Raw genomic sequence first — 12,447 nt, forward strand, 5'->3', positions numbered from 1 at the left:
GCAATGGCATCCTTTGTTGACGCCGTAACTATCCACGCCCAAGGTGGCAATGGAGGACACGGTTGCACCTCTGTTCATCGTGAGAAATTTAAGCCACTCGGTGGCCCCGATGGTGGCAACGGTGGCAACGGTGGCGATGTGATTTTGGAAGTGGACTCACAGGTAACTACGCTGCTGAACTACCACCGTTCACCGCATCGGCGCGCAGAGAACGGGCAGCCTGGCATGGGTGACCACCGTGAAGGTAAGAACGGTGAGGACCTAATTCTTCCAGTTCCATCTGGAACTGTGGTAAAAGATTTGCAGGGCAATCTAATAGCTGACCTTACTGGCGAAGGTAGCAGGTTTGTGCTGGCAGCTGGTGGTCGCGGAGGGCTGGGTAATGCCGCCTTGGCCTCTAAACGTCGTAAAGCCCCAGGCTTCGCACTGTTGGGCGAACCTGGCGAAGAGATTTCTTACCGGGTGGAACTCAAATCGGTGGCAGATGTTGCCTTAGTGGGCTTCCCTTCAGCCGGCAAATCATCTCTCATCGCGGCAATGTCTGCCGCCCGTCCCAAGATTGCTGACTATCCTTTTACGACTTTGATTCCCAATCTGGGTGTCGTTCAAGCTGGATCTACCAGGTACACGATTGCTGATGTTCCCGGTCTGATTCCGGGAGCATCAGAAGGTAAAGGTCTTGGGCACGAGTTTTTACGTCATATTGAACGCTGTGCAGTGATTGTCCACGTCATCGATACTGCCGCTTTGGAAACTGACCGTGATCCCTTGACTGACTTGCGTGCGATAGAGCGTGAGCTAGGAGCCTATGAGGGTGATTTGGGAGAAATCGAAGGGTACGTGCCGTTAATGGAGCGTCCCCGTCTGGTAGTTCTAAACAAGATTGATGTCCCTGATGGCCAGGAGTTGGCCAGCATGGTTCACGCCGAACTGGCAGATCTTGGATACCCCGTTTACGAAGTATCTGCTCTAGCGCACCTTGGTTTGAAGGAACTGAACTTTGCGCTAGCCGAAATGGTGCTAGCGCACCGCGCTTCACTACCTGTTATTGATGAGCAAACACCTGTTATGATTCGTCCCCGGAGTGAAGACCAGACTGAGATAATAGTTCGCATGGTGCACGCCAACGGTGAGGATATTTATCAGGTTCGCGGTTCCCGGCCGGAACGCTGGGTTGCCCAGACTGATTTCGGTAACGACGAGGCAGTCGGCTATCTAGCAGACCGCTTGGCGCGTGCCGGTGTTGAAGACCAACTCTTCAGAGCGGGCGCAAAACCAGGTGATACGGTGGTTATCGGAGACCTAGATGGTGGTGTAATCTTCGACTGGGAGCCCACCATGGTGACTGGAGCGGAACTGCTTGGTCGTCGGGGCACTGACTTGCGTCTTGAGACCAGCGACCGTAAGACGCGCGGTGAAAAGCGCAAAGAATACTATGAGCGAATGGACGCAAAAGCTGCTGCACGCGAGCAGTTGTGGACTGAACGTGAAGAAGGCATCTGGACTGATCCAGAAGATTAATCTAGCTTCTGCTCACTTGAGCTATATGAAAGGCGGCGCCGGTTTCCCAGCGCCGCCTTTCATATGTTTTAATCAGTCAGGTCCATCCAAAGGAAACCAACGGGGGACAGGTGGACTGGCCACTCCCTACCCAAACCGTGGACAACAGAGGACTGTGTTTCTTCCGAGTTGTTGTAAACCAAGAACTTACGAACATTCGGATAGTAAGCTACTTCGAGTTCAGGGTTCTCGCAGTACCAGAAACGAGAGAAATCATGTTCACGTCCGGTAACCCAGAAGAGCGCCCGATGGAGAAGACGAGAATTCTCAGTAGAGTACGGTAGACCAGACATGTACACGGCGCGTCCTCGGCCATACTCATGGGTAGCGAGCTGGACGGAACCATCTTTCATCCGCAGCACCTGAGTGTCAGGGGCGATGGAATACACGTCTCCGGCACCCTCCCCGTCGTAGAACTCTTCAGAGAGATCGGTGGTGATGAAGTGCTCGCCTTGGGGCTCATCATACTTATCAGTGTTCAAGGTCAAGCCAACTTCGCGCTCGACACCCATAACGTCCGAGAGCTGCATGAAAGCACCTCCCTTAGGATACGCAGAAGGTTCACCGATACCTATGAAAGCGCCGCCCTCGGCAACCCAAGTGCGAATCGTGGCAGCCAGTTCTGGGTCATCCCAAGCCACGTCACCAGAGAAAGCGGTACCGGCCGGACCAGCGTTCAAAAGTACGCCAACTTCTTCTGGAACTCCATCGCGGAGGTCATTAAAGCTGTAGAACTTTACGTCGAAGGGAAGGCCCGCTAGGCTCTCGATTACCCCAACGTAGCTGTAAATCTGCTTGTACCACAAGGCATGAGCAACCATATTGGTCTGCCAAGAACGCACCTTGCCCCAAGCATTCAAAATGCCGACCGTGAAAGGAGCGTTCTGCGGACGGGTTCCTTGCGACTCTTCGTGAATCTGACGGAACTCTGCACAAATCTCTTCCACGCGGTCAACAAAAGCGGGGAACTGTACAGCCAAGGAGAGGTAGCCACCATAGCCCATGCGATCCAAGGGATAACGAACGATTGCACGGCGGGCGTTCAACCAGGACTGGTTGGCTTCACCAATCGGGTCTCCCTCGTTGTTGAAAACATCAGGGAAGAAGTAGGGTAGGAAACGTCCCTCAGTGTACTTCACTCCCGGAATATCAGAAATCATGCGGCAGGTCGCTGCAGAACCCACGGAACCAACGACTGCATCCAGACCGACCTCGGGGAAGTGCTCGCCGTAGGGTTCCATACCAATCCAGTTGTCGCCCAAGAACATCATGGCTTCCTTGCCGTGGGCGTGGGTGATATCAACCAGTTCCTTGGCGCGGGAAGTAACGAAGCGGTGCTGGAAGTCCATCCAGTCCTTGAAACGCGGCGACGGGGAACGGAAAGGGTTGTTGTAATAACCCTGATCAATGAAGTCTTCAGCGGTTAAACGGTAACCGTATTCCTCTTCGAAGGCGTCAAGGCCAGCGACGCTAACTGAAGCTGAGTAACCAAACCAGTCAACGAATTTCTCCTTGCCCAAGGTATTGAACACCAAGGTGAAATGGTAGAAGAAAGTGGTAAAACGAACCACATCGATCTCAGGGTTTTCTTCACACCAGGAGTTCATGGTGTGCTTCATATACTCCCAAGTTTCTGTCCCGCGCACGTCATAAGGGGCTTGCTTCTGGCGGGCAGGATCAAGATGCCAGTCGTTAGTGATGTAGTTGTACATTTGGGTGGAGTCCCACAGCTGACGGGCGAAGAAGTTGACCGTGTAAACGTGGCCTGGGATGGTGTTATGTACAGTAACCAGACGGCCTTCGTGATCCCACTGTTCCACCGGAACTTCCGTATTGGTAGTACGGTCATGGACCTGCCACATACGGCGCACATCAACATCCGTATCGGGAGAAACCTGCTGCTCGTAGTAGCCGTCCATGATGTCGATAGTCAAATCTCCGCCCCGCAAAGAGGTGACTCTAGGCGACATCAGGTAGAAGTGGGTTGACTCATTGGTATGCGTCTGCGCCCATTCATTATCGCCTCTGGCAGGGAAATAGGTGGCGTAGATTTTTACAGCCAAATCAGCGGCGATAGCGGGCAGGTCAGTGCCGTCCGAATTGCGAACTGCGTCTGCGCCCAAGCGCTGGATGAGTTCAATAATTTGCTCATCCATTCCCACCTCAATGGGTAGGGTAACGCGCCCAGTTGAAGTCATCTTTTACTCCTTGTTATCTAAAATTACGGTGGTTGCCATACCATTGCGCTGTAGCGTTTCATAGATTTCAGGGGCGGCTCCAGCTCCGATGAGGAGATGGTCTACCTTGCTGAAATCGCAGATCTTGGCGAAAGCTGTCTGGGCGAGCTTGGTGTGATCGCCTACCGCTACAACTTGTTTTGCTCGCACAATCATGGACTGGTTAATAGCAGCTTCTTCAGCATTGTGGGTGAAGAACCCGTCGCGGGCGCTCAATCCATCAAAGCCGAAGAATGCCAAATCTATATTGATACGAGGCAAAATTAGTGAGGCTAGCGTTCCCACCAGCTCGTATGAGCGGGTGCGGGCAACGCCGCCAGTGCAAACGACACGGATGTTGTCACGTACAGTGAGGTCGTTTGCGATATTAATAGCGTTGGTGACAACAGTTACGGGATCATGCTGGAATCGCTCATCTTGGTCGGAGCGGATGCCTAGTTCGAAAGCCAGTTCCGTCATTGTAGTGCCACCATTTAATGAGATTGTGGAACCGGGTTTGATTAAATCTACTGCAGCCTTCGCCAGCCGAATCTTTTCTCCGCTCTGCCGCGATGTCCGGTAGCGCAATGGCAAATCTCCGGTGGCGGAGTTTGCCCTAGCTCCACCACGGGTGCGGATTAGCAGTTGTTGTTTAGCCAGCATGTCTAGGTCGCGTCGTGCAGTAGCGCCTGAGACTTCTAATTGGTCCACAATTTCGTCAATTGTTACCGCACCTTGTTCAACCACCATGTTGATCAGGTGTCCCAGTCTTTCTGAGCGATTCATATTAACCTTTCCTCATGCTGAAGTACAAAGCGTCATTGCTTTGTAGTGCCTGACTGCTCACAGGCTATTCTAACCTAGAAATGATGCTTTATATTGTGCAAAACGGAGTCTTTTGGTCAGCAAACGTCGGTTCGTGTGCAATAATGGTAGAACAATGAAGCTGTGCGGATACCAGAATACTAGAGAACTTGTTCGAGTGCTAAGTGACTGAGACGATGCGTGAAGGTGGGATTATGTGTGTTACCAGCGTTGGTTCGAGTCCTGCTGAATCATCCCTTTTACTTCTACGCGGGAGAGGTACTGAATGTACGTTTTAGCTATAGATGTTGGTGGAACCACCATTAAATCCGCTCTCTGTGATGAAACTGGTGAACTGTACCAGAAGTTGCAGACTCCTACCCCTTATGGTGCTGAAGGTCTTTGCGCGCAGGTGGGTCGTATCGTGCGGTGGTATGAGGGTGAGATTGAGGCCGGGCGCATTGCAGGCGCGGACGGCGTCATCACTCCCTCTCAGGTATACGAAACCATTGGCGTCGCTGTTCCCGGCGTGGTTGATGAGGAACACGGCTTGGCGGTTCTCGCCGTTAATCTGGGCTGGGAAAATGTCCCCATGGCGCAGATGATGGAGGAAGCAACCGGTCGTCCAGTGGTCTTGGGTCATGATGTGCGTTCTGGAGCATTAGCCGAATCCCGCTGGGGCGAAGCTGGTCCTGACACCGTCTTCTTAGCGATTGGTACCGGCATTGCGGCTGGCGTGATTATTGACGGTCGTCCTCGGGTAGGCCGAGGGTGGGCCGGTGAGGTCGGTCAGAATATTATTGCTGATCCTTTCAATCCCTCTCAGCGGCAGCCGGTGGAGAAGATTGCTTCTGCTGGCTCGATTGCTCGCCGTTTCCTGGAACGTACTGCATATGATGAAATCGATGGTGCGCGTGAAGTCTTTGAGAAAGCTAGGGAGGGTAACTCGGTTGCGAAGCAGGTAATCGATGAGGCCTGTGAGGCTCTGGCAGATACGATCGTTGCCTCGGTCGCTCTGCTGGGTCGTGTTCGTATTGTGATTGGTGGCGGACTAGCAGAAGCTGGGCCGGACCTGATTAATCCGCTTCGGATGAAGGTGAGAGCCCGTATTGGCGTGTTGCCTGAGCCGGAAATTATCGGTGCCAAGCTGGGATCTTGGGCGCAAACCAAAGGCATTGCATATCAGGCTGCATTGCGCGAAAATCGTGATAACTAAGGGGATTCAAGATGAGTTTGGTGGATTTGAAATCGGTTTCTGAGCAGGCTCAGAAGCAGGGCGTCGGTCTTGGTGCCTTCAATGTGGTGCTACTAGATCATGCCGAACAGTTTGTTCGCGCCGCGGAACGCGCTGAGCTTCCGGTAGTTTTGCAGCTGAGTGAGAATGCCGTGAAATACCATGGCGCTTTTGAGCCTATCGCTGATGCTATCTTAGCTTGTGCGCGTGGCGCTGCAGTGCCGGTGGTGGCCCATTTGGATCACGCCGAGGATGTGGATTTGTGTCGCAAAGCCGTCGCGGCTGGTTTTACCTCCGTGATGTATGACGGTTCGAAGCTCCCCGATCAGCTTAATCGTGACACGACGGCTAAGGTGGTCGACTTCTGTCATGCTGCTGGGCTTTCTGTAGAGGCAGAGCTGGGCGAAGTCGGTGGAAAGAACGGGGTGCATGATCCTTCGGCTCGTACCGATCCTGATGACGCCGCTAAGTTCGTTGCTGATACTGGGGTTGATTTGTTGGCTGTGGCGGTGGGTTCTTCGCATGCGATGACTACTCGCGGCGCAGAGCTAGACAATGCGCTGATTGCCGCTATCGCTTCTAAGGTCTCTGTACCCTTGGTGCTCCACGGATCTTCTGGGGTGCCGGATGCCGGGATTATTTCCGCGATTGAGTCTGGGATGACCAAAATTAATGTTTCAACTCACCTCAATGTGCTCTTCACTAAGGCGGTTAGGGAATATCTGACCGCAGACTCTGAGGTTGTTGATCCGCGCAAGTATTTCCAAGCTGGTAATGCCGCGGTGTTCGACGAGGTGTACCGTTTACTGAAGATGTACAGCTTAACGAACGAAGGGTAGCCTGTGAGAAAGCGCAGAATCGGGGTAATGGGTGGAACTTTTGATCCCATCCATCATGGACACTTGGTCGCCGCCTCAGGTGTCCAGTCGGCTTTCGATTTGGACGAAGTTATTTTCGTTCCTACTGCAGCGCAACCTTTTAAGAATGGGCGAACTGTAACCCCCGCTGAGCATCGCTACTTGATGACAGTGATTGCGACAGCATCCAACCCATCGTTTTCTGTCTCTCGAGTGGATATCGATCGGGGTGGGACTACCTACACCATCGATACTCTCACGGACCTATTTGGAGACCGTACTGATGTGGAAGCCTTCTTCATTACAGGTGCGGATGCGCTCCGTCGCATTCTGGATTGGAAGGATGCTGAGAAGGTGTTGGAGATGGCTCATTTCGTGGGTGTTACCCGTCCGGGACACACTCTAGAAGTGCCTGAGGGCGTGGCGCAGCGCGTTTCACTGGTAGAGGTGCCGGCTATGGCCATTTCGTCTACTGATTGTAGGGAGCGTGTAGCTCACGGTGACCCGGTCTGGTACTTGGTTCCTGATGGGGTGGTGCAGTACATCATGAAGTATCGCTTATACAAGAATTCTCCTAGTCTGACAGCTACGGAGGCGTCTTTCTCTTTGTTGAACTGATACAATTCTATTGTTGTGAATGCGCGGTGCGCACTTAAAGTATTTGAGAGGAAAACGTGGGCGTTTCTGAGAAGGCTTATGAGATGGCGCAGACTGCTGCCCGAGCAGCTATCGAAAAAGGTGGAGTTGATCCGGTTGCTTTAGAGGTAGGCGGGCATGTCTTTTTGACTGACATCTTCTTGATTGTTTCCGGGGACTCTGAGCGCCAAGTGCGGGCGATAGCTGATGCTATCGATGATGCGATGGTTGAGAAAGGGATTCGTCCTTTGCGTAGGGAGGGTGCTGCACAAGGCCGCTGGGTTCTAATGGATTATGACTATTGTGTGGTGCATGTTTTCAATAGCGAAGACCGTGAGCACTACGATTTGGAACGACTTTGGGCCGATTGTCCAAAGGTCCAGCTTGATCTTCCGGAGGCTTCACTCGACTTGTGAGACGCAACACCCTCGTTCGGTTTGAGTCAAGTCTACACATTGGGTATAGTTTTCTTTCGTTGCACCTGATGGTTGCACGGGGCTATAGCGCAGTTGGTAGCGCGCTTCCATGGCATGGAAGAGGTCGGGGGTTCGATTCCCCCTAGCTCCACCATAATAAGCTCCCTTGATTTAGGTTTTCCTAGATTGGGGATTTTTTGCTAGAGATACCTTTCCTGGTGGCTTTCGAGTCCTTAAGCGCGAAGGGCGCATATATTTGTTTGGTGGCTCGTTTCCTATTTCGTCATGATCTTGTCCCGAACTCGCTAGCAGTATTGTTGAAATATAGCGGTTTTGTAGCAATTGGTAGCCGTTTGAAGCACTGTTCTGAAGCAAATAGGGAGGGAGATATTTAAGCGGGTAGTGGATGAGGATAGAAGCGAAGAACCGTAGTTTAGTTCGGTTACTGGCGTCTGCCTTTGTGGCCGCTGTCGCCTACGGTGACCCTAGTAACGTTGCCGCAAACCTAACTGCTGGTTTGCAATACGGTTAGTTGCTGGTGTGGGTGTTGGTGACGGCGAATATCATGGCTATGCTTTTCCAGTATTTGTCGGCGGAACTGGGTATTGCGACAAATAAATCGCTTCCCGATATTCTTGGTGAGCACATGTCCGGAGGCCCTCGCATCGCGTATTGGATCCAAGCCGAACTGGTTGCTATTGGCACTTATCTTGCCGAGGTTATTGGTGGCGCACTTGCCCGCTATCTGCTTTTTGACATCCCGCTTCTGCTTTCTGGGTTCATTACTTACGCAGTTTTGATTGGTCTGCTCTTAATCCGTGACTATTCTGGAGCAGGCCGTTTCGGACAGACCATTACATTTATGCTAATCATCATCACCATTGGATTTGTACTGGGACTTGTCTATGGGGACACAGATTGGATAGCGACCGCTAGAGGTTTGGTTCTACGTTCTGAAGGGCCCGAGTTGCTGGTTGCGTCCATGTTGGGTGCTACTGTTATGCCTCACGCGATTTATGCGTAATCTGCATTAGTTGCAAATCGCGATGAGGTCAATACTGAGGTTACTGCTCCAAGGTTGCTTCGTGCTACCAGACTGGATGTTTTTGTCTCTTTGGTGATTGCCGGTTCCGTCAATATCGCAATGCTATTGTTGGCTGCTGGTAACTTATCAGGGGTTGCAGGAACTGACTCTATCTAGGGTGCACATCGGGAGATCGCGACTGCTCTGGGCTCAGTAGTGGGGATAGCTTTTGAGATTGCGATAAACTCGACGTGGGCCTTGGTCAGGTGTTTCGTCGGTAGGTATTCCTTTCGCTCTAGTGCTACTGGTGAATCTGACTGTGAACCGGGAAATCATGGGGGAGTGCGTGAACCCAAAGAGGCTCACCGTGATTGCCCGGGTGATTGCGGGATTAGTTATCGCCTTGAATCTGGCCTTGATTCTGTTGCTGGCTTTTGGGATTGAGTGACGAGGAAGGGGCCGTTCACTAAAGTGACAGTATTCGGCTAATGTCAGACCAAAGGCGCATATTTCTCCAAATCTGCACAGCTGTGGGTTATCTCATACTGTCAGATAAATTTGCGATAGTGTCAGATAAATCTTCTTATATGTTCTGAAAATACGCCATTCTTATCTTCTTAACTTGTTGCTACAGGCTTCAAATCTGTCGTATTTCTTGCTTGTGAGTCTTACCTGATTCCATTAGGGTTGGTGAGGCTCGCCTAATATATGCAGGTGAGGCAGTGTTATAAACCTCGGAGGAAATATGCTCAAGAGATTCCGTTCAGTTGCCGGTGCGGCAGCATTAGTACTAGCCCTTGGGAGCTTTGCCACACCGGCGATAGCGCAAGCGGCTGACGATGATTTCACTCCCATTGCCGGAGCGATGAACTGGGACTTTGTCACCAGTTTCCGCGACTATGTGGGAAGAACTCCCTGTACTGATGACAGCGCCAAGATTACTGGCTGTGAAGACAAGGATGGAGTGGATGTTCTAGCTAAGGGACATCAACTGCTATGGGGAATGTCGGCAGATAATGCCGTTATCAAGGTATCTGAGCCAGATTCTCAAATCAAGTTCTCAGGTACAGTTCACTGGGTAAAGTATGGGGGCATCCTCGACGTAACCCTAGCTAACCCGACTATTGACCTAGCAAATAAGAAACTACTGGTGGACGTCGCTAATCAAGGCACGATGGTCGACGAAACTCCGGTTAGTGAAACCCAGGCAATACTGGCGGACCTGAATGACCTGCAGATTGAAAAGCGGGACGGGTACCTTGTCGTTCACTCCAAGAAACCGGTTTTGACCGATCTGGCTACCAGAGCTTTCGGTTTCTACGGCGGACAGATTAGGCAGCCACTGGTAGCGGTGATCAAAGCTACTGAGCATGTGTCCGGGGCTGGCCTCCCGGAACCTGAACTTGCTGAGATTTTCCCGGGTGAATACGCCTCCGATGACGCGCCATTACTTTCCGATCCTGATGAGCCGGTTAAAGAAGTTGAGGTTCCTGATCCGGTTTTACGCCGCTGTATTATTGATGAACTTAAAGGGGAAGTGAACCTTCGAGAAGGTCTCCCGATCGTCAACAAGCACATGGAGATGCTGCAGGCTTTCACATGCATTAATCCAAATAAGCCAGAAGCCGAGCAGGTAAAATCTCTGGAAGGTTTACAACATGCTAAAAACCTTTCCCGTCTGCGGGTCAACCGTAATAAGATCTCGGATCTTTCTCCTCTGAAGGGCCTTAAGAAGCTCGTAGACCTTGACGCAGGGTACAATGAACTTACCTCTTTGGCTGGACTTGAGGATTCACCGAAACTAACTAACCTTGCCGTTGAAAACAACCGGTTGACGAATCTTGATGGGCTGAAGAATCTTGCTTCGCTTACGAAACTTGATGCTTACGAGAATGCGATTATTGACATCTCCGGGCTTCCTGAAGACTCAGAGAATCTGGAATCTGTCGATCTTAACCATAATAAGATTAATGATATTTCCGCTCTCGCAAAGGACCCATACCTGCGTCGGCTTAATCTGTCGCATAACAGGATTGTGGATCCATCACCGCTGGCAAATCTGCGAGTGATTGAACGCGTAGATTTACGCCATAATTTTATTGAAGACTTTAGCTCTCTCACCAATTGGGAAGGCAAAGCAAACAATCTGCAGCAGGTGCGCCTAGACTTCAACAAGAATACTGATTTGAGCGCATTCGATTGGTTGGGCCGTAAGCTCAGGGTCAAAAAACCAGTGGAGATGAATCCAGAAGTACTCAAGTTTGAAGTGAAAATCGAGGGTGGTACCGCGGATGCGCAAGAGTACCCTGTAGGCGCGACTGTCTCCCTTACCGCGGACGCGCCCAGTGAGGACAAAGTCTTCGAAACCTGGGAGGCTGAAGGTGTGACTTTTGCTGATAAGACCGCCACCTCAACGTCTTTTGTGATGCCTGCAAAGCATGTTAAAGTCACGGCAGTTTTTGCTGATATCCCCGCACCAGAAACACCTAACCAGGGCAAGTGCGAATCGCAGACAACCTATAGCGGCAACCTTAATTGGGGACTGAAATCATCTTTCCGTGATTACATCAAGAAGGGACCTGCCCGCGGGGCTTGGGAGCTTCTAGAAGGCGCTAGTGGAGAATTTGTCTTCCCCCTTGCAGATGGTCAAACTATAGATTTGGATGATTTTTCTGCCGTAAACTTCACCGGTAAGGTGCGCTTCACTGGTCATCACGGGCAGCTAGATTTGTCTGTTTCAGATCCTCAGATTGTGAAGCAGAACGAGCAGTGGAAACTATCTTTGGTGGTTGCTTCAAAGCCATTGGGAGCCACTGAAGTTCCCGCTCCAAAGAGAATCGACTTCGCGAATCTGTCCGCGCCAGTAATCGAGAATCAGCGGGTTTCGTTCAAAACAGTCACCCTTACCGATACTGCAGTGGAGCCCATGGGTGGCTTCTACGCTGCTGGTAAGGAACTAGACCCGTTGGCCTTCGAAATCGTGAAAACAACAGTAGAAAACTGTACTCCGGAGCCGAGTGTTGAGCCTTCTGTGGAAATGGTTTTGCATCGTGCCGAGGCGCCGGCTCCTGCAAAGAGCACGTTTAAGGATGTGTTTGTTTCGCGGATGTTTGCTGGTGAGATTGCTTGGATGGCGTCTGAGAATATTAGTACTGGTTATAAGGATGGGACTTATGGTCCGTTGAAGTCGGTTAATCGTGATGCGATGGCTGCGTTCTTGTATCGTGCGGCTGGTAGCCCGGCCGTTGATATTTCTAAGCCTGCGTTTAAGGATGTGCCGAAGAATAATCAGTTCTTTAAGGAGATTGCTTGGATGCGTGCTTCTGGTATTTCCACCGGCTGGGATGATGGTACTTATCGTCCGTTGGCGCCGGTCAGTCGTGAGGCGATGGCAGCGTTCTTGTACCGGTTCTGTGACCAGATGCCTGATCAGTGTGCGTCGGCTATTAATCCCGATACTTTGGATGTTTCTAACGCTAAGGTGTTCAAGGATGTGGCTGGGAGTCAGTTTGGTCGTGAGATTACTTGGTTGGCTGCGGCTAAGGTTTCTACTGGTTGGGATGATGGTACGTTCCATCCTGGTGAGCCAATCCGTCGTGATGCGATGGCTGCGTTCTTGTACCGGCTGAAGCATAATCATTTAGCGCCAGCTAAGTAGGGGTTTCAGTGTCTGTCTAGGTGCGTTGATTTACCGGCTTTG

At 51.4% G+C, this 12,447-nt stretch carries 10 protein-coding genes and 1 tRNA gene; 9 read left to right on the top strand and 2 right to left on the bottom strand.

The genetic code is table 11. The features are described from left to right. Positions 1-3: 3 nt before the first annotated feature. The gene (gene obgE, locus BM477_RS03100) at positions 4-1,521 is read left to right on the top strand and encodes a GTPase ObgE (RefSeq protein WP_075361227.1); all 1,518 of its coding nucleotides are present in this window, start codon (positions 4-6) and stop codon (positions 1,519-1,521) included. A 68-nt stretch (positions 1,522-1,589) separates the two neighbouring features. Here obgE and gnpA read toward each other — a convergent pair whose 3' ends face one another. Together gnpA and BM477_RS03110 are read right to left on the bottom strand one after the other, a co-directional pair. Then, complete coding sequence (gene gnpA, locus BM477_RS03105; RefSeq protein WP_075361228.1) at positions 1,590-3,758, bottom strand: 1,3-beta-galactosyl-N-acetylhexosamine phosphorylase; 2,169 nt, start codon at positions 3,756-3,758, stop codon at positions 1,590-1,592. 3 nt (positions 3,759-3,761) lie between these two features. Beyond that, positions 3,762-4,562 (bottom strand): DeoR/GlpR family DNA-binding transcription regulator, encoded by an 801-nt coding sequence (locus BM477_RS03110; protein WP_075361229.1) that lies wholly within the window; start codon positions 4,560-4,562, stop codon positions 3,762-3,764. A gap of 304 nt (positions 4,563-4,866) precedes the next feature. Here BM477_RS03110 and BM477_RS03115 point away from each other — a divergent pair, with 304 nt between their 5' ends. The 8 genes from BM477_RS03115 (at position 4,867) to BM477_RS03145 (ending at position 12,405) form a co-directional block, all read left to right on the top strand. Beyond that, a complete protein-coding gene (locus BM477_RS03115) occupies positions 4,867-5,796 on the top strand; it encodes an ROK family protein (protein ID WP_075361230.1) in 930 nt (309 codons plus the stop codon). Between the two features lie 11 nt (positions 5,797-5,807). After that, positions 5,808-6,653, top strand: a complete 846-nt coding sequence (locus BM477_RS03120) for a class II fructose-bisphosphate aldolase (protein ID WP_075361231.1) — start codon at positions 5,808-5,810, stop codon at positions 6,651-6,653. 3 nt (positions 6,654-6,656) lie between these two features. Further along, complete coding sequence (nadD, locus tag BM477_RS03125; protein ID WP_075361232.1) at positions 6,657-7,289, top strand: nicotinate-nucleotide adenylyltransferase; 633 nt, start codon at positions 6,657-6,659, stop codon at positions 7,287-7,289. Positions 7,290-7,345: 56 nt separating this feature from the next. Continuing rightward, positions 7,346-7,723 carry a ribosome silencing factor gene (gene rsfS / locus BM477_RS03130; RefSeq protein WP_143230189.1) on the top strand — a complete coding sequence of 126 codons (378 nt, stop codon included), beginning with the start codon at positions 7,346-7,348 and terminating at the stop codon, positions 7,721-7,723. 78 nt (positions 7,724-7,801) lie between these two features. After that, positions 7,802-7,877, top strand: a tRNA-Ala gene (locus tag BM477_RS03135). Between the two features lie 411 nt (positions 7,878-8,288). Continuing rightward, positions 8,289-8,747, top strand: a complete 459-nt coding sequence (locus BM477_RS08575; RefSeq protein WP_342741776.1) for an Nramp family divalent metal transporter — start codon at positions 8,289-8,291, stop codon at positions 8,745-8,747. A gap of 307 nt (positions 8,748-9,054) precedes the next feature. Continuing rightward, positions 9,055-9,195 (top strand): hypothetical protein, encoded by a 141-nt coding sequence (locus tag BM477_RS08580; protein WP_342741777.1) that lies wholly within the window; start codon positions 9,055-9,057, stop codon positions 9,193-9,195. 297 nt (positions 9,196-9,492) lie between these two features. After that, complete coding sequence (locus BM477_RS03145) at positions 9,493-12,405, top strand: HtaA domain-containing protein (protein WP_075361233.1); 2,913 nt, start codon at positions 9,493-9,495, stop codon at positions 12,403-12,405. Positions 12,406-12,447 lie beyond the last annotated feature (42 nt).

It is taken from the genome of Boudabousia marimammalium (assembly GCF_001936115.1).
In the GTDB taxonomy this organism is placed as follows: domain Bacteria; phylum Actinomycetota; class Actinomycetes; order Actinomycetales; family Actinomycetaceae; genus Boudabousia; species Boudabousia marimammalium.